This window comes from Flavobacterium sp. (assembly GCF_031537875.1).
Classification (GTDB): domain Bacteria; phylum Bacteroidota; class Bacteroidia; order Flavobacteriales; family Flavobacteriaceae; genus Flavobacterium.
Genome location: NZ_JAVKNB010000011.1, coordinates 80,538 through 103,744, shown reverse-complemented (window position 1 = coordinate 103,744; position 23,207 = coordinate 80,538). Strand labels below are relative to the sequence as shown.

19 protein-coding genes are annotated in these 23,207 nt (G+C 33.8%); 11 read left to right on the top strand and 8 right to left on the bottom strand.

Annotated features, from left to right (window positions below):
* The first annotated feature begins 204 nt into the window (after positions 1-204).
* Entirely contained in the window at positions 205-3,486 is a 3,282-nt protein-coding gene (locus RMR09_RS07710) for a DUF2723 domain-containing protein (RefSeq protein ID WP_310595220.1), read from the top strand.
* Positions 3,487-3,758: 272 nt separating this feature from the next.
* On the opposite strand, the gene RMR09_RS07705 is transcribed toward RMR09_RS07710, so the two are convergent.
* From RMR09_RS07705 to RMR09_RS07695, 3 genes are read right to left on the bottom strand one after another with little or no spacing between them, the layout of a single operon-like run.
* A complete protein-coding gene (locus RMR09_RS07705; RefSeq protein WP_310595219.1) occupies positions 3,759-4,199 on the bottom strand; it encodes a DUF4296 domain-containing protein in 441 nt (146 codons plus the stop codon).
* A 5-nt stretch (positions 4,200-4,204) separates the two neighbouring features.
* The gene (locus RMR09_RS07700; RefSeq protein ID WP_310595218.1) at positions 4,205-5,545 is read right to left on the bottom strand and encodes a dihydroorotase; all 1,341 of its coding nucleotides are present in this window, start codon (positions 5,543-5,545) and stop codon (positions 4,205-4,207) included.
* A 12-nt stretch (positions 5,546-5,557) separates the two neighbouring features.
* Positions 5,558-6,283 (bottom strand): polyprenol monophosphomannose synthase, encoded by a 726-nt coding sequence (locus RMR09_RS07695; RefSeq protein ID WP_310595217.1) that lies wholly within the window; start codon positions 6,281-6,283, stop codon positions 5,558-5,560.
* A 105-nt stretch (positions 6,284-6,388) separates the two neighbouring features.
* On the opposite strand from RMR09_RS07695, the gene RMR09_RS07690 reads away from it, so the two are divergent.
* The 3 genes from RMR09_RS07690 (at position 6,389) to RMR09_RS07680 (ending at position 8,442) form a co-directional block, all read left to right on the top strand.
* The gene (locus RMR09_RS07690) at positions 6,389-7,060 is read left to right on the top strand and encodes a DUF4271 domain-containing protein (protein ID WP_310595216.1); all 672 of its coding nucleotides are present in this window, start codon (positions 6,389-6,391) and stop codon (positions 7,058-7,060) included.
* Positions 7,061-7,072: 12 nt separating this feature from the next.
* Complete coding sequence (locus tag RMR09_RS07685) at positions 7,073-7,822, top strand: uroporphyrinogen-III synthase (RefSeq protein ID WP_310595215.1); 750 nt, start codon at positions 7,073-7,075, stop codon at positions 7,820-7,822.
* A 149-nt stretch (positions 7,823-7,971) separates the two neighbouring features.
* Complete coding sequence (locus tag RMR09_RS07680; protein WP_264534381.1) at positions 7,972-8,442, top strand: Lrp/AsnC family transcriptional regulator; 471 nt, start codon at positions 7,972-7,974, stop codon at positions 8,440-8,442.
* A 12-nt stretch (positions 8,443-8,454) separates the two neighbouring features.
* On the opposite strand, the gene RMR09_RS07675 is transcribed toward RMR09_RS07680, so the two are convergent.
* The 4 genes from RMR09_RS07675 to RMR09_RS07660 form a co-directional block, all read right to left on the bottom strand.
* Positions 8,455-9,483, bottom strand: a complete 1,029-nt coding sequence (locus tag RMR09_RS07675) for a hypothetical protein (protein ID WP_310595214.1) — start codon at positions 9,481-9,483, stop codon at positions 8,455-8,457.
* A gap of 23 nt (positions 9,484-9,506) precedes the next feature.
* Complete coding sequence (locus tag RMR09_RS07670) at positions 9,507-10,181, bottom strand: hypothetical protein (protein WP_310595213.1); 675 nt, start codon at positions 10,179-10,181, stop codon at positions 9,507-9,509.
* A complete protein-coding gene (locus RMR09_RS07665; RefSeq protein WP_310595212.1) occupies positions 10,168-10,725 on the bottom strand; it encodes an RNA polymerase sigma factor in 558 nt (185 codons plus the stop codon). The genes RMR09_RS07670 and RMR09_RS07665 overlap by 14 nt, the downstream gene beginning before the upstream one ends.
* Positions 10,726-10,860: 135 nt before the next feature.
* Positions 10,861-13,908 (bottom strand): class I tRNA ligase family protein, encoded by a 3,048-nt coding sequence (locus RMR09_RS07660; RefSeq protein ID WP_310595211.1) that lies wholly within the window; start codon positions 13,906-13,908, stop codon positions 10,861-10,863.
* A 198-nt stretch (positions 13,909-14,106) separates the two neighbouring features.
* Here RMR09_RS07660 and RMR09_RS07655 point away from each other — a divergent pair, with 198 nt between their 5' ends.
* The 6 genes from RMR09_RS07655 to frr all read left to right on the top strand — a co-directional run bounded on the left by RMR09_RS07655 (position 14,107) and on the right by frr (position 18,293).
* Positions 14,107-14,982 (top strand): permease-like cell division protein FtsX, encoded by an 876-nt coding sequence (locus tag RMR09_RS07655; protein WP_310595210.1) that lies wholly within the window; start codon positions 14,107-14,109, stop codon positions 14,980-14,982.
* A 78-nt stretch (positions 14,983-15,060) separates the two neighbouring features.
* Positions 15,061-15,306, top strand: coding sequence for a DUF3098 domain-containing protein (locus tag RMR09_RS07650; RefSeq protein WP_229330537.1), 246 nt, complete (start codon positions 15,061-15,063; stop codon positions 15,304-15,306).
* On the top strand, positions 15,307-16,092 hold the full coding sequence (locus RMR09_RS07645; protein WP_310595209.1) for an undecaprenyl-diphosphate phosphatase: 786 nt from the start codon (positions 15,307-15,309) through the stop codon (positions 16,090-16,092).
* Complete coding sequence (gene truB, locus RMR09_RS07640) at positions 16,092-16,796, top strand: tRNA pseudouridine(55) synthase TruB (protein WP_310595208.1); 705 nt, start codon at positions 16,092-16,094, stop codon at positions 16,794-16,796. The genes RMR09_RS07645 and truB overlap by 1 nt, the downstream gene beginning before the upstream one ends.
* A gap of 140 nt (positions 16,797-16,936) precedes the next feature.
* Positions 16,937-17,644: a UMP kinase gene (pyrH, locus tag RMR09_RS07635; protein ID WP_310595207.1), complete on the top strand. Its 708-nt coding sequence runs from the start codon at positions 16,937-16,939 to the stop codon at positions 17,642-17,644.
* An 85-nt stretch (positions 17,645-17,729) separates the two neighbouring features.
* Positions 17,730-18,293 (top strand): ribosome recycling factor, encoded by a 564-nt coding sequence (frr, locus tag RMR09_RS07630; protein ID WP_310595206.1) that lies wholly within the window; start codon positions 17,730-17,732, stop codon positions 18,291-18,293.
* Between the two features lie 65 nt (positions 18,294-18,358).
* On the opposite strand, the gene RMR09_RS07625 is transcribed toward frr, so the two are convergent.
* Positions 18,359-20,629, bottom strand: coding sequence for a cation:proton antiporter (locus RMR09_RS07625; RefSeq protein ID WP_310595205.1), 2,271 nt, complete (start codon positions 20,627-20,629; stop codon positions 18,359-18,361).
* Between the two features lie 199 nt (positions 20,630-20,828).
* On the opposite strand from RMR09_RS07625, the gene RMR09_RS07620 reads away from it, so the two are divergent.
* Entirely contained in the window at positions 20,829-23,204 is a 2,376-nt protein-coding gene (locus tag RMR09_RS07620; protein ID WP_310595204.1) for an MMPL family transporter, read from the top strand.
* Positions 23,205-23,207 lie beyond the last annotated feature (3 nt).

Below are 23,207 nucleotides of genomic sequence, written 5' to 3'. Positions count from 1 at the left end.
AAATTTAATACAAATTTTATTTTGCGCAAACTTTTGGATTGTTTTTATCAAAAAACTTTTGGGTATTCCCCAAAGCAATCAGAAACCAACTAAAAACCAATTCATTACTAACTGGTTTACGATATTAGAATTTTTTGTTAATGATCGCCTCATTACATAAAAAAACATTTTCTTTGCATTTAAAATAAAAACCCAATTTTAGACATGAATAAGGCCGATTTCAATTTTAATAAATGGAACACCATTTTAGGTTGGTTTGCATTTGCGGTAGCATTAGTAACTTACACCCTTACCGTTGAACCTACTATGAGTTTTTGGGACTGTGGTGAATACATTGCTACATCGGCAAAGTTAGAAGTTGGTCACCCACCTGGAGCGCCATTATTTCAAATGATTGGAGCTTTTTTCGCCATGTTTGCTATCGACAAAGAACATATTGCTTTGATGGTTAATATGACCTCTGTGGTATCCAGTGCCTTTACTATTTTGTTTTTATTTTGGTCGTCTAGTATGATTTTGAAAAAAATCATTGGTTCGTATAACGAGATTAACAAAGACAATTCTATAGTTATCTTAGGGAGTTCGTTAGTAGGTGCTTTAGCCTATACTTTTTCAGATAGTTTTTGGTTCAATGCCGTAGAAGCCGAAGTATATGCTATGGCTTCTTTATTGATTGCGTTGCTTTTATGGTTAGGATTGCGATGGGAACAAGAAATGAATACACCAAGAGGTGACAGATGGTTATTGATTATTTCATTAGTAATTGGACTTTCTTTTGGGGTTCACTTCATGGCTTTGCTAACAATTCCTGCCATTGGGTTTTTATATTTTTTCAAAAATTACAAAACCGTAACGGTCAAAAATTTCATCATTGCTAATGTAGTGGTGATTTCGATTTTGTTGTTTATCTTCAAAATGTTGTTGCCATTAACTATGGCTTTCTTTGGTAAAACCGAAATTTTCATGGTTAATGAAATGGGATTGCCTTTTAATTCAGGAACCATTTTTGTCACTCTTTTATTGATTGCTTTCTTCTACTTTGGATTGCGTTATACCAAACAAAAAGGGTTGGTTTTTTACAATACCATTATCCTTTGCACGTTGTTTATTTTAATTGGATTTTCGACTTGGATGATGTTGCCAATTCGTGCCAACGCCAATACTGTCATTAACGAAAATAAACCTTCTGATGCTGCAGAAGTTCTTGCGTATTATAACAGAGAACAATATGGTGTCAATCCTCTTTTTTACGGACCTCAATACACCGAAACATTTGCAGGATTGGACAAAAACAATCCGTATTTAGACAAGGCTCCAAACTACGAAAGAGATTACACAACAGGTAAATATGAAATTACCAATAATTTCAAAAATGCAGAACAAAATAGCGATGACAATCAGAAAACTATTTTGCCAAGATTATGGAGTTCAGAGCATATTACAAACTATATCAACTTCACTCATCCACCTGAATTTAAAATCAATTATGATTATCCATTTGAGGAAGATTTGGCCAAATACGGCATTGATGCTAAACAATTAAGCGAAGAAGAATACAACAAAGCGATTGCGCAATTGAAAGGAGAAATTGAGAAAGTGGTTGCCGAATTCAGACAAGCCTACGCTCAAAAACAAATCGACAATGATGGTTACGTGTCTTTCTTGAAAAACTATGGTGATTATTTAATCATTGAAAAACCAACTACTGTTGACAATTTCAGTTTTATGATTGAGTACCAATTTGGGTACATGTACTGGAGGTATTTGATGTGGAATTTTGTGGGACGCCAAAATGATGTACAAGGAAGATACGATAATTTGAACGGAAACTGGATTAGCGGAATTCCATTTATGGACAGTTTGCACTTAGGTTCCCAAGATAATTTACCTTCAGATGTATTGAATAACAAAGGACGCAACACCTACTTCTTCTTACCATTTATTTTAGGATTAATAGGATTGATGTACCACGCTAGTAAAGACCGAAAAAGTTTTTACGTATTACTTTCTTTGTTTTTATTCACCGGAATCGCATTGAAAATATACTTAAATGAACGACCTTTTGAACCTCGCGAACGCGATTATGCTTTAGTAGGTTCTTTTTATGTATTTGCAATTTGGATTGGTTTTGGCGTCTATTCGCTTTATGAAAGTACCAAAAAATATTTGGCTCCAAAAATTGCAGGACCGGTTTTAATTGCAGGAAGTTTATTAGCGGCACCAGTTCTTATGGGATTCCAAAACTGGGATGATCACGATCGTTCTGACCGTTATACTGCCGTAGCGATGGCTAAATCGTACCTGAGTTCTTGCGATAAAAACGCCATCTTATTTACAATTGGTGACAACGATACTTTCCCGCTTTGGTACGCTCAAGAAATTGAAAAGTTCCGTACCGATGTGAAAATTGTCAACACCAGTCTTTTCATGACTGATTGGTACATTGACCAAATGAAAATGAAAAGCTACGAATCTGACCCGCTACCTATTTCATTTAAACACAGTGAGTATGTAGGTGATAAATTAGATTATGTAGCCCATATTCCTAAAATTGAAACCCGATGGGATGTGAAAGATTTTATCGCTTTCATCAAGAATCCTAAGTCAACGGTAGAAATGCAAAATGGACAAACCATTCATTTTTATCCAACGAATAAAATCAGAATTCCTATCGACAAAAACACCATTATTAAAAACAAAGTGGTGAGTCCACAATACAATGATTCTATTGTTTCAGCAATTGATATTGACATCAAAGGAAGTGCTATTTACAAAAACAGACTGATGATGTTGGATTTAATTGCCAATAACAATTGGAAAAGACCAATCTATTTTAGCGGTGGCTCTTTTGACGATGATGATTACATCTGGATGAAAGACTTTATGCAATTAGAAGGAATGGTTTATAAACTAGTTCCTGTAAAAACGGCTATGAAAAAAGAGGGTAGTCAAATGGATATGGGACAAATTGACTCCGATGTAATGTACAACAAAGTAATGAAATGGGATTGGGGTAATAGCGAAAGTAATACCATTTATCACGACCCAGAAACCCGTAGAAATAGTATTACCTATCGAATGAACTTATATCGATTAATGGATCAATTAATCAAAGAAGGCAAAAAAGAAAAAGCTAAAAAAGTGATTGACTTAGCTATGACCAAGATGCCAGTAGATAAATTTGATTATTATTCTCTAGTGGATCCATTTGCAAAAGGGTATTATGAAGTGGGCGAAAAAACAAAAGCACAACAATTACTTACCCAATTAGTTGGCAAATATACTGAAGACCTCAACTATTACAGCCAACTTTCGGCATCAGAGCAAGTGGATATTGCAACTGAAATCATTACCGACATTGAGCGTTATAGAGGACTTTTAGAAATCATGAAAGAAAGTGGCGATCTAGCATTTTATAACAAATCAAAAAAAGCATTCAATACGTACATTAGTGTATTTGAACGTTTTGGAAGAGAAAAAGAATAAAAAACCTATGCTTCTATTGTAATTATTTTATGAGGTCAAATAGTGTATTTGATTTAACCACATAGAAACATAGACTAGATTAATTTGAAAGAAGAGATAGACGTTTCACTATTCACATAGCTATGAGAAAAATAGAATTATTTCTATCACCTCTTTTGGTTGTATATAAAACCTATGCATCTATGTGGTAAAAAAAACAATCCCGTTTTTAAATTGTTTAATAAATTATACTTCAAAAAAAGCAGCACTAATTGGTGCTGCTTTTTTTATTCTTATTTTTTAGACGTAGAGGGTATCGAATCTTTCGCTTTTCCAGCTTGCTGTTTTTTCTTTTTCAGCTTTTCAAGTCGGATTTTGGTTTTCTTTTCTTCCGCTTTAATTAAGACTTTAGCTTTTTTCTTATCAGTATCTAATCGTTTAGCTACTTCCTCAATCATCACTTTATATGCTTTATAATCAGACGCGTAATAGACATTATTTTGTGCCAGTTGCAAACTATCTATTTTATACTTTTTATAAATAAATTGTTTGGGTCTAATTTGATTCGAATCTAAAACAGCGGGGTTTTGATATTTAATTGCTTCTAATAAAGTTAAATCATACATGATATCGACCATCTGCGCTCTTTCAATCAAATGTTTTGGCTTTTTAACCAAATCTTCTTTACAACCCCAAAAGGTCAAAATCGCTAAAAATGGCACTATCTTCTTCATCCTTATTATCTATTAAATAACAATCGTTTTCCTGCGCGAATGTCTTTTACTTTAAAAGCATTATAAACTAATTGTCCGTTTACAAATGTATGGGTAATTCTTGATTTAAAAGTGAAGCCTTCGAAAGGAGACCAACCGCATTTAGATAAAATATTTTCTTTCTTTACACCCCAAGGCAAACTTGCATCAACAATTACCAAATCAGCATAATAACCTTCTTTGATAAAGCCTCTTTTTTCAATTTTGAAAATTTTAGCCGGATTGTGACACATTTTCTCTACAATCTTCTCAATACTTATTTTTCCTTGATGATACGCTTCAAACAAAGCTACCACTGCGTGTTGAACCAATGGCCCTCCAGAAGGTGCATTCAAATAAGATTGCTGTTTTTCTTCTAAGGTATGAGGTGCGTGGTCCGTAGCAATCACATCAATTCTATCATCTAATAAAGCTTTCCAAAGCGCATCTTTATCCTGCGCTGTTTTCACTGCTGGATTCCATTTAATAAAGTTGCCTTTGGTCGCATAATCTTCATTGGTAAACCATAAATGATGCACGCAAACTTCAGCTGTAATTTTTTTGTCCTCCAATGGAATTTTATTGGTAAACAAATCCATTTCTTTAGCAGTTGACAAATGGAAAATATGCAAACGAGCGCCTGTTTTTTTTGCCAAAGCAATTGCTTTTGACGACGATAGATAACACGCCTCTGCACTTCGAATTAAGTGATGTGCCGTAACTGGAACATCTTCCCCATATTGTTCTTTATATTGAGCTAAATTATTTTTAATTGTCGTTTCATCTTCACAATGCACGGCAATTAACATTGGAGTACTTGAAAAAATACGTTCTAAAGTGGCTTCGTTATCCACTAACATATTTCCTGTAGAAGAGCCTAAAAATATTTTAATTCCTGCAACATTTTTTGGATTAGTTTTTAAAACCTCCTCTAAATTATCATTCGTTGCTCCCATCATGAACGAATAATTAGCAAATGATTTTCGGGAAGCAATTTCGTATTTTTCTTCTAAAATTTCTTGCGTCACCGCATTTGGGACAGTATTTGGCTGTTCGATGAAAGAAGTAATTCCCCCTGCCACAGCAGCTCTCGATTCCGACTCAATATCACCTTTATGCGTAAGACCTGGCTCTCTAAAATGCACTTGATCATCAATTGCTCCAGGAATTAAATAATTTCCCTCGGCATCAATAATTTTACATTCGGCTGATTTGGCACTAATCTTTTCAGCAATTTCAACAATTAAGTCGTCCTCAATCAAAACATCGCCTTCAAAAATTGTCCCTTCGTTTACTATTTTGGCATTCTTAATTAAAACCCTGTTCATTCTATCTTTTTCTTATAATGTGTTGACTAATCTTTTTAATCGTAGTGCAATTACCCCAAAAACAGCTTCCACGATAATAGAATTGCTCATTTTTGATTGTCCTTTGGTTCTATCAGTAAAAATAATAGGCACCTCGGTAATTTTAAAATTTTTACAGAAAGTGCGGTACTTCATTTCGATTTGAAATGCATACCCCACAAACTTGATTTGATCTAAATGGATACTTTCCAACACCTGTCTTTTGTAACAAACAAATCCCGCGGTAGCATCATGAATTTTCATTCCTGTGATTAGACGTACATACACCGATGCAAAATACGACAACAATACGCGACTTAAAGGCCAGTTAACTACATTAACACCGGTCACATATCGAGAACCCACTGCCAAATCAGCATCACCAAAATGACACGCATTATATAATTTTTCTAAATCATGTGGATTGTGCGAAAAATCAGCATCCATTTCAAAAATGAAATCGTATTGATGTTGCATTGCCCATTTAAAACCATGTACATAAGCAGTCCCTAAACCCGCTTTCTTTGCTCTTTTTTCCAAAAACAAACGCCCTGGAAATTCTGATTGAAGTGCAATGACTTTATCTGCAGTATGGTCTGGCGAATTGTCATCAATAATCAGAACATGAAATGGCTTATGTTGTGAAAGCACAGTTCTAATGATGCTCTCCACATTTTCAATTTCGTTATAGGTAGGGATTATAACAATACAGTCATTCATCTTTTTGAGTAATTTCAACGCAAAAGTAAACTTTTTATGCCATTTGAGTCATAATAAAATTATAATAAAAAGAATGAAATAAAAAATTAGTAATTTTGTCACACTATGACTGAATACGTACTTCATCCCCGCATCACCGAGAATACCGATTGGGCAACACTTTTATTTTTAATGTGTTTTGCAACCATTGCAATTACCAAATCAGTGTTTGAAAATCGATTCAGTGATTTTGCCAACTTACTTTTTTCAGATAAATACAACAAGGTATATCGAGAAAGTAGTAATTTAAAAAATGGCTTTACCATTGCTTTATTTTTTGTTCAAGTCATTTCTTTAGCATTTTTTATCCAACTTTCTTTAAGCATTTATGGGTACGGGAGCAAAACAGACTGGATGCAATACATTCAAATTATTGATTTTTTACTTTTCTTCATTTTAGCAAAAGTATTGGTCGAAAAAATCATCGCTACTTCATTTCATATTGAAGAATTTGTAGAACAATTCAACCATCAAAAAGTAACCTATCGAACTTATATTGGACTTATTTTACTTCCAATTAATATGTTATTTTTCTATTTTGACCATATCTCAACAGTTATCCCCTCCATTATTATCGCAATCGTAATAGTAGCTAACCTAATAACTTACAGTATTTCTATAAAAAATTATCAAAATTTAATATTCAGTAAGTTGTTTTATTTTATTTTGTATCTTTGCGCTCTCGAAATAGCCCCTTACTATTTCATGTATTATTGGTTTACAAAAGGAATTGCTTAGAAAAAGTTAAATATGAAAGTGAAAACAATTTTGGTGTCGCAACCAGAGCCTAAAGTGGAGAATTCTCCTTACTTTGAGCTGCAACAAAAACATAAGGTAAAAATTGATTTCAGACCTTTTATTCACGTAGAAGGGGTTAGTGCCAAAGAAATTAGACTACAAAAAATCGACCTAAATAATTACAGTGCAATTATTTTAACAAGTAAAAACGCAGTAGATCACTTTTTTAGAGTGGCTGATGAAATGCGTTATAAAGTTCCTGAAGGATTAAAATATTTTTGCCAGTCAGAAGCCATTGCTTTTTACCTTCAAAAATATGTGGTGTATAGAAAACGTAAAATCTATGTAGGACCAAAAGATTTTGCCGATTTGTCTCCGCTTATAAAAAAATACAAAGACGAAAAATTCTTATTGCCAGCTTCAGACCAATTGAATGCGGATATTCCTGTTACTTTAAACGGTTTAAAAGTAGATTGGACTCCAGCAACTTTTTACAAAACAGTAATGAGTGATTTATCTGACTTAGCCGATGTGTATTATGATGTTTTGGCGTTCTTTAGCCCAACAGGAATAAAATCATTGTTCAAAAACTTCCCTGACTTCAAACAAAACGATACACGTATTGCTGTTTTTGGAAGCACTACTCAAAAGGAAGCTTTAGATCACGGTTTACGTATCGATATTATGGCTCCAACACCTGGAACACCATCCATGACAATGGCACTAGAAAAATACATTGCAGAAGCCAATAAAGGAAAATAAAATTTCTTATAAATACAATTCAAAAACCATCCTTTCGGATGGTTTTTTTATAAGCTAAAACGAATAAAATAATTAAATTCATTTTATTTTTTTTACTTTTGATTTTCAATTTAAACTAAAATCTATTTTTTAGTTACAATTAATAAACCATGAAGATCAATTCACTACAAGTAGAAATAGACGGAATCGACAAAGAAATTTTGCGCGATTTAATGGAAGATGCTAGAAAACCTATCCTACAAATCGCTAATAAAATTGGAATCTCTGGTGCGGCTATTCATCAACGATTACGAAAACTCGAACAATCTGGAGTTATTTCAGGTTCCAAGTTCACTGTCAATCACAAAGTGTTAGGCTACAATACTATGGCATTTGTTGGAATCTATTTGGACAAAGCCGCTCGAAATTCGGAAGCAGTTCGTGACTTGAAAAAGATTCCCGAAGTATTGGAATGCCACTATACTACTGGAAACTGGTCGATTTTAATTAAAATTATTTGTTTAGACAACGAACATTTAATGCATTTATTAAATACTAAAATTCAAGCTATTGAAGGTGTTTCTAGAACGGAAACATTTATTTCTTTAGACCAACAAATTGATAGACAAATTCAGTTGTAATAGCCTAGAAATTTAATTTAAATCAAATCGCACCCCTAAAGAAATAGTATTCTGTTTAACCGTATTTTTTTCAAAAAGAGGATTTAAATCGTATTTAAAATACAAACTTGTTTGTTTGTATCCAACATATGTACTCAACCCATAAACAAAATCATTGGCATTAAAATCTCCTTTTTGTTTTAATGTGTTTTCTTGATTATCAACAGAATATTCTTGAAATTGTTTTGATTTTATTCGCGCTCCAACATACCCTCCAAGTCCAAATCGATAACTTTGATGAGTTCTAAAATAAGATTTATCACTGCTCACCACTTTTCTACTAAAATCAAACTCTAAATGGAATGGAGCTACCAAATAGACGTTTTTGAACCGACTATCACTTAATGTTAATGGACTTGTTACTAATACTGTTTGATCTCCATTTTTTACAAAAACTCTATTATCAGTAGGTCTTAGATTATTATACATTACCGAAACACCATATTTGAAATGAAGTAAATTTGATTCTTTAAACAAACGAGTATTATACGTTGCTCCTACTTCATAAAAATGAGACCCAAAATACCTAAAATCAGAATTGTCAATCTTCCCTTCTGTTGTTACATTATTTATACCAGCTGCAAAAACAAACTGAGAGGTTGTTCTTTTTTCATAATTAACTGATTTGTGTTTTTTAGGTTTCCAATTAACACTCAAACCAGAAACAATTTCATCTTGTTTATTCACTTTCCCATCTACTTTTTGTTGAATTATATCTTTCAACTCAGCTTGCACAACTGCAATTTTATTTTCGATTAAAATCGCTCTTGCTTCCGCCATTTTTTTCTTCTCTAACTCAGCATTTTCTTTTGAAATACTACCCTTTCCCAATTGAGTATTAATAGCTTCAATCTCTACCTTTAAAGCCGCTTTTTCTTCTTTGGTAATTTGCTCTATTCTTTCTCCAATTACTTTAATTTTAGATTCAAATGTTTCTTGCGCATTTAATTTACTTGCCAAAAGGCTTACTACTACTGCTACATAAATAATACTGTTTTTCATAATTTAGGTTGGATTAAAATTAATTATTCTTGGTTTCGTGTTACTAAAACGACTTTTATTTCTTGGTAATTCTTACCAATTTTAGTAATCACTTTTTCTCTAAATGTTTGTTCTAATTCTCTATCAACTTCTGACAAAAGGCTATTAGCATCTACTTTTATCTTTTCATTTACAGGCACTTGTTTCAGAATGGAAACACGGATTCCTTTTTCGTTATCTTTTTCAGATTCTACTAGTGTATTTTGAGTTTTTGATTCTATTTCCTTTTCATTCGAAGATATTCTGTTTTGAATTTGAGAGATTGAACCATTCATTTTACCAATTCTCATTTTAACAGAAGTTTGTTTAATTAAATGGGGCTGATTAACAGAACTGATAGCAACCCTTTTTTCTTGAGGCAAAACCTTAATCGCTGTACTCTTTTCAACTGTGTGGTTTTTAGTTGAATTCGTCGAATTAGCAACTGCTCTGACGCCTTTATTTTTAGTAAAATCTCGCAAGCCATTAGTATTGAAAAACAATCCAATACTAATAAACAAACTAGCCGCTACAGGGATCCAAATGAAATTACGGTTTGACTTAGACTCTATTTTATCAGATAGCATAGCATCTAATCGTTCCCATGAAGAATCGCTAGGTGTAATTTCGTGGGCGCTTATTTTTTTCCTAATTTGGGATTCAAATTTATTTGGTTCCATTTCCATAATTCAACTTGCTAATTTGTTCTTTAAGTATTTTGCGAGCATGTGACAATTGTGATTTAGATGTTCCCTCACTAATCCCTAACATACTAGCAATTTCTTGATGCTTGAAACCTTCAATTGCATATAAATTAAAGATCATTTTATATCCTTCAGGGAGATTATCAATTAAATAGAGAATTTGTTCGGCTGAAAATTGAATTTCAATACTATTTAAACCATCATCTACAAACAATTCCTCTTCAATGAAAACTACTTTTTTTCGCGATCTAAGAAACGAAATACATTCGTTAACAATTATTCTGCGTATCCATCCCTCAAAACTACCTTCGCTTTTAAAGTGTTTTAAATTGGCGAAAACTTTAGTAAAAGCCGTAATTAAAACATCTTCCGCCTCGTGGATATCCTTACAATACCGTCGGCAAATTGCTAACATTTTTGGAGAAAATCTAACATATATCTTATGTTGTGCCTGACGATTATTATCGACAGCTAAACGAATTAGTTCTTCTTCTGATTGATATATATTGATGACTTTCAAATTTTGATAAATACGTTTCTATTACAATAGACGAGAAAATTTTACAAATGGTTGCATTAGGATAAAAAAAATCCCAAACTTTTATATTTGGGATTCAAATTATTATATTTTTTTACTTAAAGATTATTCTATAAACTACCCAACTAAATTAATAATCTTGCCTGGTACAATAATTACTTTATTAGGTGTTCTTCCATCCAACTGGCGTAATGTTCTTTCGTCTTTCATTATAATTTCTTCGATTTGTTCTTTGGTTAAATCCAAAGGCAATTCAATTGTGAAACGCATTTTTCCGTTGAATGAAACCGGGTATTCTTTGCTGCTTTCCACCAAATGAGCCGCCTCAAATTTTGGAAAAGCTACTGTTGCAATCGAATTCGAATGACCCAACAACGACCATAATTCTTCTGCAATGTGCGGCGCATACGGCGAAATTAAAATCGCCAATGGTTCTAAAATCGCTCTTTCATGGCAATTTTGCGTTGACAATTCATTGACACAAATCATAAACTGAGAAACTGAAGTATTGAATGAAAAACTCTCAATATCTTCTGCTACTTTTTTAATCGTTTTGTGAAGTGATTTCAAGTTGTCTTTGGTCGGTTCATTATCGGTAACTACCAATCCGTTATCATCAAAATACAAACGACATAGTTTTTTCAAGAAACCAAACACTCCAGAAATTCCTGCTGTATTCCAAGGTTTAGCTTGTTCCAATGGTCCTAAAAACATTTCGTACAAACGCAAGGTATCAGCACCATATTCAGCACAAATTAAATCAGGTGTAACAACATTGTATTTGGATTTCGACATTTTTTCAATCTCTCTTCTAACTATATAATCTTCATCTTCATTAAGAAAAGGAATATTATTATATTGTGGCATCCAATTTCGCAACTTTTCTTTGTCAATGATATTAGAGGTTCCTATTAAAAGAGAAACATCAACGCTAGTTTTAATTATACTTTCAGCTGAATAATATAATTGAATATTCTTTAATTGAGATGTATTATTTTTAATCCATTCATCAACGTAAGCATTACTATTATTTACTTGTATATCATTATAAATTTCTTCGGTTATTACAAGAGATTTTGGGGCGGTCGCTGCTTCTAATAAGTTTTCAATATTATTATTAGAATCATTACTACTTAAAAACGAATTACTTAAAGTTGTTTTTGAACGCAAAAGAACTATAAAAACAAATGCACTTTCTCCCAAAATCATTCCCTGATTAATCAATTTTTTGAAGGGTTCTTCCGTTGGTGCAAAACCTTTGTCTTTTAAAAATTTGTTCCAAAAACGAGAGTACAACAAATGGCCTGTCGCATGTTCGCTTCCGCCAATGTACAAATCCACACTTTCCCAATACTTCAAGGCATCTTGACTTGCAAATTCAGTTTCGTTATGCGCATCCATATAACGCATCCAATACCAAGAACTCCCCGCCCAACCCGGCATAGTGTTCAATTCTAAAGGAAAAATAGTCGTTTTGTCAACCAAATTCGTTTCAACTACTTTGTTGTTTACACTGTCCCAAGCCCAAACTGAAGCGTTACCCAAAGGAGGCAAACCGTCTTCGGTAGGTAAATATTTCTCCACTTCTGGCAAAATAATAGGCAAATGTTGGGCGTCAATCATCTGAGGCAACCCATTTACATAATACACTGGAAATGGCTCTCCCCAATAACGCTGACGAGAGAAAACAGCATCACGCAAACGGTAGTTCGTTTTCCCTTTTCCTTGTCCTATTTTTTCTAAAGCTTCAATTACTTTTTTCGTTCCTTCTTTGTATCCTAAACCGTTTAAAAAGTCGGAATCTATTAATTCGAAACCGCCTTTTTCTCCATAAGCTGCTTCTGAAATGTCTTTATTGAAAATATTTTTAATAGCCGGCATTCCGTTTTGACCTTTAAAGAAATTGGTAAAAGCATAATCTCTTTCGTCTCCACAAGGTACCGCCATTACAGCTCCTGTTCCGTATCCTGCCAACACATAATCGCCTATCCAGACAGGAATAGGTTCTTTAGTAAAAGGATGTTCGGCATACGCCCCAGTAAAAACACCTGAAATGGTTTTCACATCGGCCATTCTTTCGCGCTCGGAACGTTTGGCTGTTTTTTCGATGTATTCTTCCACCGCTTGTTTTTGTTCTGGAGTCGTAATTTGTGCCACCAACTCATGTTCTGGAGCCAAAGTCATAAACGTTACTCCAAAAATGGTGTCAGGACGAGTAGTGAAAACATCTATGGATTGTTTCGCTTCGCTCGCAATGACGTTGAACGAAACCATTGCTCCAACCGATTTTCCAATCCAATTGCGTTGACTTTCTTTAATACTTTCAGTCCAATCAATCGTATCTAAACCTTGTAATAAACGTTCGGCATAGGCTGAAATTCGCATACTCCATTGGGTCATTTTTTTACGAATCACTGGAAATCCACCGCGTTCTGAAACACCGTTTACAATTTCGTCATTCGCCAAAACCGTTCCCAATCCTGGGCACCAGTTCACTTCGGTTTCTGCTAAATAAGTTAAACGGTATTGCAACAGTATTTTTTGTTGTTCCTCTGATGAAAATGCGTTCCATTCTGATGCCGAAAAAGAGACAATGTTATCATCACAAACGGCATTGACAGTAGCATTTCCTTCTTTTTCGAATAAGTCAATTAAAGTCGAAATATCCTCTGCTTTATCTGAATTTTTATTGTACCAAGAATTAAATAATTGGATGAAAATCCATTGTGTATGCTTGTAATAATCGGGATTAGAGGTACGCACTTCGCGACTCCAATCAAATGAAAATCCGATTTTATCCAACTGCTTTCTATATCCCGCAATTTGGTTTCCTTCTTTGTCAACTCCACCGTCAATGTTTACTGAAGTAGTGTCTTCAGGACGTTGTCCCGTTTGAATGGCGTATTGCTCTGCTGGCAGTCCAAAACTGTCATAACCCATTGGGTGTAACACATTAAATCCTTGATGTCTTTTGTATCTTGAATACACATCCGAAGCAATATACCCTAACGGATGCCCCACATGCAGCCCTGCTCCTGATGGATAAGGAAACATGTCTAACACATAATGTTTGGGCTTGTCAGAATTATTTTGCGCTGCAAAAGTTTGATTTTCTGCCCAATACTTTTGCCATTTCGCTTCAATTTCGTTCGGATTGTATTTCATTGTATGCTCTATTTGTTGTAGCCTTTTCGTAGGCTGAAAATTATTTGTCTGAATACATGAAAAAGTAAAATAATATACGATCTTTTACAATTTCAGCTGCCAAATTTACGTTTATTGTACGAAAGTTAAAACTTTGAACGATATTAACTTTAAATAAAGAAATTCTTTATTATTTTTACCCCATAATTTTGACAAACTATGAGTTCTTCTTACGATAAATTTCAAAAACGCCGTTTAATTTCATCTTATTTTTCAGTAGTATTAAGTGTTTTCTTGGTCCTGTTTTTATTAGGAATGTTAGGCCTTTTTATCATCAATTCTAAAAAACTTGCCGATGACTTCAGAGAAAATATTGCTATGACGGTATTTTTCAAAAATGAAGCCAATGACACCATCATCAAATCTTTTGATGCCGAATTAAAAAAAGCACCGTTTGCAAAAACTTTCGAATACGTTTCTAAAGATGCTGCAGCTAAACAACATACCGATATTATTGGAGAGGATTTTGTTACTTTCCTTGGTGAAAATCCTTTGCAAAATTCCTATGATATTCACTTAAAAGCCGACTACGTTTACAAAGACAGTATTGCAAAAGTGGAAAGCCAATTGCGAAGAAATCCTATGATTTCAGATATTGTTTATGACAAACAATTAGTGAATTTAGTGAATGATAATATCAAAAAAGTCAGCATGTGGATTTTAATCATCAGCGGATTCTTGACTGTTATTGCCGTTTTACTTATCAATAGTTCGTTGCGTTTATCGATTCACTCTAACCGCTTTATCATTAAAACCATGCAAATGGTAGGTGCTACCAAAGCATTCATTAGAAAACCATTTGTGATGCGTAGTATACGCCTTGGAATGATTGGTGCGGGATTAGCTATACTAGCCTTAATTGGCGTGCTGATTTATTTAGAAAGCAACTTCCCTGACCTAGGACTTCTGGAAGATCAATTACTTATTGCATTAGTTCTAATTTCGGTATTTGGAATTGGAGTGTTGATTACTTGGTTGAGTACGTATTTTGCAACACAACGTTTCTTGAATTTACGAACAGACGATTTGTATTAAAAAATGGATTTGTTGATTGGATTATTTGTTTAGTTAACCAAATCCTATCACCATTTCTAAATATAATTTTCAACAATAATGAAAAACAATAGCGAACACAAACAAGAATTTCTTTTCGAAAAAGTAAATTATAAAATCTTACTAATTGGTATTGCCGTAATTGCGTTGGGATTTATTCTTATGTCTGGAGGAGGAAGCGATGATCCTAATGTATTCAATGAAGATGTTTTTAGTTTCAGACGCATTCGTTTGGCACCCACTACTGTTTTAATTGGTTTTGGAATCACCATTTATGCTATTTTGAAAAATCCAAAAAAAGCCTAAATGAATACTTTACAAGCTATACTACTCGCTATAATTGAAGGAATTACCGAATTTTTACCTGTTTCGTCTACAGGACACATGATTATTGCCTCATCATTCTTTGGGATTGAACACGACGAATTCACCAAACTTTTCACCATTGTGATTCAACTAGGGGCTATTCTTTCAGTAGTTGTTCTTTATTTCAAGCGATTTTTTCAATCTTTTGATTTTTATTTTAAACTTCTTATTGCTTTTATTCCTGCTGTGGTTCTAGGTTTGCTTTTCAGCAAAAAAATAGATGCACTATTAGAAAATCCAGTTACAGTAGCTATTTCATTATTAGTTGGAGGTATCCTATTGTTAAAAGTAGATGATTGGTTCAACACTTCTCAAGAAACAGAAGTTACTTATCTGAAAGCGCTAAAAATTGGATTATTCCAATGTATCGCTATGATTCCTGGAGTATCCAGAAGTGGTGCAACAATTGTTGGGGGAATGTCTCAAAAATTATCCCGTACTTCAGCAGCTGAGTTTTCATTTTTTTTAGCCGTTCCTACCATGTTAGGCGCAACAGCTAAAAAATGTTATGATTACTATAAAGATGGTTTTGTCTTATCTCACGACCAAATTAACTTCCTAATCATCGGAAATATAATAGCTTTTATTGTAGCCCTTTTAGCAATCAAAACCTTTATCGGTTTTTTAAGTAGAAAAGGATTTAAACTGTTTGGATATTACCGAATAATTGCTGGAATTGTATTATTATTCATCCACTTTTTTATTCATCCCTTGACTATTATTTAATGCAAGCAGATGATTTTTTAAATGGTCAAGTTCTTTTGATTGACAAGCCGCTGACTTGGTCTTCCTTTCAAGCAGTGAACAAACTGAAATACATTTTAAAACGCAATTTTGATTTACCTAAAAAATTTAAAATTGGTCATGCCGGAACTTTAGATCCGTTAGCTTCGGGTTTGCTCATTATTTGTACTGGAAAATTCACCAAGAAAATCACCGAAATTCAGGCACAAGCCAAAGAATATACGGGGACTTTTTTCATCGGAGCCACTACGCCTTCGTATGATTTAGAAACCGAAATTGACCAAACCTACCCGATCACTCATATTGACGATACTTTAATCCATCAAACTGTGCAGCAATTCTTAGGCGAAATTGATCAGAAACCACCTGTTTTTTCGGCAATTAAAAAAGAAGGCATTCGCTTATACGAACACGCAAGAGCAGGGGTTGAAGTGGAAATAGCTTCAAGAAAAACTACGATTTACGAATTTGAAATCACCCGAATCGCTTTGCCAGAAATTGATTTCAGAGTGGTTTGTAGCAAAGGAACTTATATTCGTTCACTTGCCTACGATTTTGGGAAAGCCATGCATTCTGGTTCGCATTTGACCGTTTTGCGTCGAACTAAAATTGGCGATTACAATGTGAAAAATGGACTTACTCTGGAGGAGTTTGAGAACACTATTCTACATCCTGAATCAAAATAATAATTTCATTTTGTATTTTCTCGATACGAAAGTTTATAAACAAAGGTATTTTACAAAAAACCATTAAAATTATTTTTTTTAAACACTATTTCAAAAAAACAGAATATAACTATATTTGCACCAAATAACTCAACTAAATCATGAAATACAACAGAATTCTTTTGAAATTAAGTGGCGAAGCTTTAATGGGCAATCTAAACTACGGAATTGACCCGAAAAGATTAGCTGAATATGCTGACGAAATCAAACAAATTCATGATAAAGGAGTTGAAATTGCTATTGTAATAGGTGGTGGAAACATTTTTAGAGGAGTAGCAGGAGTGAGTTCAGGAATGGATCGCGTTCAAGGCGATTATATGGGGATGTTAGCTACGGTTATTAATGGAATGGCATTGCAAGGTGCTTTGGAAGACAAAGGAATGAAAACACGTTTGCAAACTGCCTTAAAAATGGAATCTATTGCAGAGCCTTATATCAAAAGAAGAGCGGTACGTCACCTTGAAAAAGGACGAATTGTAATTTTTGGTGCAGGAACTGGAAACCCCTATTTTACAACTGACACGGCTGCAGTACTTCGCGGAATTGAAGTGAACGCCGATGTTATTCTAAAAGGAACACGTGTTGATGGAGTATACGATTCTGATCCAGAGAAAAATGCTTCTGCCGTAAAATTTGATTATATTTCTTTTGAAGATGTCTTGAGCAAAGGATTGAATGTTATGGATACCACTGCATTTACTTTAAGTCAAGAAAATAAATTACCAATTGTAGTTTTTGACATGAACAAAGAAGGGAACCTAATCAAAATTTGCGAAGGCGAAAACATAGGAACTGTAGTAAATATTTAAAAAAGACCTAGTAGACTTCTTAGATTATTAGACTACAATAAGTCCTAACAATCTAAATAATCTAACAATCTAAATAATCTGAAAAATGACTGAAGAAATTGAATTTATATTAGATAGTACCAAAGAATCTATGGAAGGTTCTATTGCACATTTAGAAAAATCATTTGTAAATATCCGTGCTGGGAAAGCGTCTCCTGCTATGCTAGGAAGTGTTTTTGTTGACTATTACGGTTCGGCTACGCCACTTTCTCAAGTGTCAAAAATCAGCGTGCCTGATGCTAGAACAATCACTTTGCAACCTTTTGAAAAAAACATGCTGCAAGCTATTGAAAAAGCAATCATGATTGCTAATTTAGGTTTCAACCCAATGAACAATGGAGATGTGGTTATTATTAGTGTGCCACCTTTGACAGAGGAAAGAAGACGTGAGTTAGCTAAACAAGCCAAAGCTGAAGCTGAAGATGCTAAAATCGGAATTAGAAATGCGCGTAAAGACGCGAATACAGATATTAAAAAATTAGAAAAAGAAGGGACTTCTGAAGACATTTGTAAAAGTGCCGAAGATGACGTTCAAAACTTAACTAACGCATATATCAAAAAAATTGACGAACTTCTTGTAGAAAAAGAAGCCGAAATCATGAAAGTGTAATTTCTTTGATTATAACATAATAAAAAATCCGCCTAAAAGGCGGATTTTTTATTATGCTTAAATACTTATGGTTTTAAGATTAAAACGGAAGGAACTCCACTCAACCAAACACTTCTGGAATCGACTAAGGCTTTCCAACTCTCCAGACTGATAATCATCACGTCTTGATTTGCTAAAAATTCTTTCTTTACGATTCGGTCTTCCATTAAATTAATGTTGTTCGGGTATTTTTGTTCCAAAGATTCCAAGGCACTTTGTACCACAAAATTGTTATGGATATCGCCATTAACATCCAGTATTTCAACTTTGGAATTGTTGTTGTAAATTAATTTTTGAGCATAATCTAACAAGAATGAATCTTCAGAAGTAAATATTGGGATAAACACCCTGTTCACACTTTGTAAATCTTTGTCAATCAAAATACCCAAAGGCATTTTAGTTTTGGATATAATTTGGCGCGTTCTCTCATCGAAAGGAGAGTTTTCAAACAATCCTTCTTTACCCGTAAATTTATCGATTAAACGGTCGGGATTAATGATTCGGGTAGTAAATCCGATTACCTTCCCTAAAATGGTGCCTTCAAAAATTGACTTTCCTAGACCCACCAATAATAAATCATAATCCCCTTGATTTGCTACATCCGCAATTTCAGTTTCGATATCCATCGTAGCCTTGAAAAGCGTATTAATTTCTTGATTCAAGGATTTAGATTCTTCTAAAATTGGTACAAAACTATCTTTTTCAATTTCCTCTGTGTTGAAGGTGTGCATTTCATCACTTAAATACAAATGCATCGCCGTAATTGAAGCCGATTTTTTCTGTTTTTTAGTCAAACTATTGGCTAAACGCAACAATGACCTGCCTTTTTCATTATTCCCAAAAGAAATTAAAACCTTGTATTTATTTTCATTGACTACAATTTCAGGAACAACAGCTTCTTTATTTTTAAATATAAAATTGATCAAATCTAAAGCGGGGCCTGTCATAAAAGTAGTGACCAATGCCATAATTACCATCATCGTAAATACTTCTGGCGTCAAAACTTTCAGTTCCAAACCTATGTTTAGTACAATCAATTCCATTAGCCCTCTAGTATTCATCAAAGCCCCAATAGTAAAACTATCCGACCATGTTTGCCCTACAAATTTGGCCGCCAAAGCACTTCCTAAAAACTTTCCAATTACAGCTACCAAGATAATAAACCCTGTTACTTTCCATAAATACGGATCGTTAATCAATCCTATTTCAGTTTTTAAACCCGTAAAGACAAAGAATAAAGGCAATAAAAGAATCAAAGAAACATCTTCTACTTTTTCAATAAATATAGTTCTGAATTTAGGCACATCTGGCATAATCGCGCCAGTCATAAATGCTCCAAATAAAGCATGAATACCAATTACTTCAGTGGCATACGACGAAATAATCAAAGTAAGGAAAAAGATCGCCACAACTGGTTTTACCAAAGTATCTTTTGTCCCATACAACTCCCCTATTCGCTTTAAAAAAGGTTTCACTATGAACAACATTGCCAAAACATATAAAGCTGCTAGTCCAATGATATATAAAGAACTTACAAAGTTATCTGCTTTAACAATGGCAATTACAACCGCCAATAAACTCCAAGCAGTAATGTCATCGGCAGCAGCACAAGTAATGGCTATTGCTCCCAATTTTGTTTTATTTAGTCCGCGCTCCTGAACAATTCGAGCCAATACCGGAAATGCTGTAATACTCATGGCGATACCCATAAACAAACTAAACGAAAGAAACTTGACTCCTTCGGGAGCAAAGCGATTGTAAACAAAATAAGCTAGTCCAATCCCTAAGGTAAATGGAATAACAATACTTGCGTGACTAATTACAACTGCTTCATTTGCTTTGTTTTTGAGCACTTTCAAGTCCAATTCCATACCAATTACGAACATGAAGAGTATTAACCCAATCTGACTCAAGAATTTTAAATTTCCTAAAGATTCAACAGGAAATAAAGTTGATGAAAATTCAGGGAAGTACATTCCAAGTAACGAAGGTCCTAAAACAATTCCTGCTATGATTTCTCCAATAACGGTAGGTTGTCCAATTTTTTTAAAAACCCAGCCAAAAAATCGAGCGACAACAATAATAGTTACAATTTGAGCCAAAAGAATCGCTAAAGGATCTTGCAAATTGTGCTGCATAGATTCCAAAAAATCATTCCAAGAACCATTCTCAACCACAGAACTTAAGATAGTTTTGTTGATTTCAAGATGCTTTCCCTCTCTGATAATCCATAGCATCAGTGCAGTAAACCCACCTGTTACAGCTATATAGAATGCAGCATTTTTATAATTTTTCATATTCTTTATCGTATGAATTTCCTCGTTTTAATAAAGCAAAAATGAGGAAATCAAATATATAATTTATATCTCATAAATTATCTTATTGTAAAATTAAAAAAACCGCTTGTATATATCTTCTCAAAAGACAAAAAGTTTATTTGAAACCTTATGTTTTATAGTGGTTTTCATTACCTTTGCGTGCATTTTTAAAACAATTATGAAAAAGAGAATAAAAGTAGGATTTTGGGAATTAGTGGCCCGAATTGTGCTTAAAAATAGAATTGCAATTTTAATAAGTATTCTTGCCTTAACCATTTTTCTATCCTTACAATGGAAAAATTTAGGCATGACCTACAACGAAGCCAATCTACTCCCTAAAGACCATATTGTCAATCAACAATACGATGCATTTCTAGATAAATTTGGCGAAGAAGGCAACTTAATTGTCATCGGTTTTAAAGACAATCGCTTTTTTACACCTAAAGCATTTCAAGCTTGGAACGAATTAATGACTGGTTTAAAAAATTCGAAAGAAGTAGAATTGGTGGTTTCTCTAAATGATTTAAAAAAACTACAAAAAAACGAAGTAGAAGAAAAATTTCAACTAGTACCACTCATCGACGATAGTCAAACTAATAATGCTGGTTATTTGGAACAAATAAAAAACGAATTATTTAACAAACTGCCTTTTTATGAAGGATTGTTATTCAACAAACAATCAGGTAGTATTCGTTCAGCCATCTATCTTAATAAGAAAATTGTCAATACTGCAGCAAGAAAGACATTCATTCTAGAAAACCTAGTGCCAAAAATCAACCGATTCGAAAAAGCGACTGGGATTGACCTTCGTGTGTCAGGTATGCCGTACATCCGAACTATCAATGCCGAAAATATGAAAGGCGAAATCGGGCTTTTCATTGGCGCAGCGCTGTTAATCACTTCGTTGATTTTCTTTTTGTTTTTTCGCTCTTTCAGAGCCACTTTTATATCCATTTGTATTTTGCTTTTTGGAGTAATGTGGTCTTTTGGCACCCTCGGATTATTTCATTACAAAATCACGATTTTAACGGCTATTATTCCGCCGCTGATTATTGTTATTGGAATCACCAATTGTATTTTCTTGATTAACAAATACCAGCAGGAAATTAAAATTCACCACAACCAAGCCAAAGCTTTGCAACGGGTAATTTCAAAAATTGGGGTTTCAACTTTGATGACCAATTTAACCACTGCAGCAGGTTTTGCTACCTTTATGATTACCGGAAATGAATTGCTTTTTGAATTTGGATTAGTGACATCTATCAATGTAATTTCGGTGTATTTACTCACCTTAGTTGTGGTTCCTATTGTGTATAGTTTTATGCCGCTGCCAAAAGAAAAACACTTATACCACTTGAGCAAAAACTACATTTCTTTCTTATTGGATTGGGTAGAAAATATTGTGAAATTCAGACGAAAAAGGATTTACATTATTTATGTACTCTTACTAATATTCAGTATTGTTGGGGTTTCACAAATGAAAGTTTCAGGAAGTTTAATTGGCGAAATGCCTAAAAGCGCTTCCTTTTTCAAAGACATTGTATTTTTCGAAAAAGAATTTAACGGCGTAATGCCTTTGGAGATTATGATTAACACCAAGCGTAAAAAGGGTGTTATGAAATTATCTACCATGAAAAAAATGAATGAATTACAGGAGACAATTGCTGAAATTCCAGAATTATCTAAACCTATTTCAGTTGTAAACTTGGTTAAATATTCTAAGCAAGCCTATTACAATGGGAATCCTGAGTATTTTGATTTACCTACAGCTCAAGAACAAACTTTCATTTTGTCGTATGCAAAAAATGCAACCAAAAACACCAAGGAAAACTTGATGAAAAGCTATGTAGATTCTACAGGACAATATGCCCGAATTACTACTTTTATGAAAGACATTGGCACCGAAGAAATGGCAAAAGTAGAAGGTAAATTGCGTGAGAAAATAGAAGCTGTTTTCCCAAAAGAACGCTATGAAGTAACCTTAACCGGAAAAGCGTTGGTTTTCCAAAAAGGAACCTCATATTTGATTGACAATTTGATTGAGTCGCTTATTTTTGCCATTGTTATGATTGCTGGATTGATGGCTTATCTATTCCGTTCTGGAAAAATGGTAATGGCATCTGTTATCACCAATGTATTGCCTCTTTGCATTACTTCCGGACTGATGGGGTATTTCGGAATTCCATTAAAACCATCTACCATTTTGGTATTTAGTATCGCATTCGGAATTTCAGTAGATAATGCCATTCAGTTTATGGCAAAATACCGCCACGATTTGATTCAGAACAACGGAAAAATAAAAAAATCAGTTTTCAGTGCTTTGAGAGAAACAGGAATTAGTACTTTTTATACTTCGATTGTGTTAATATTTGGATTTGCTATTTTTACACTTTCAAGCTTCAGCGGTACCATTGCACTAGGAGGTTTAATCTCTTGCACCTTATTATTTGCGATGTTTGCTAACCTATTAGTATTACCCGCATTAGTATTGACCTTCGAGAAAAAAAAGGCGTCGAAAGAAGAAATAAACGCAGATAATTCCATTAATTTGTAATTC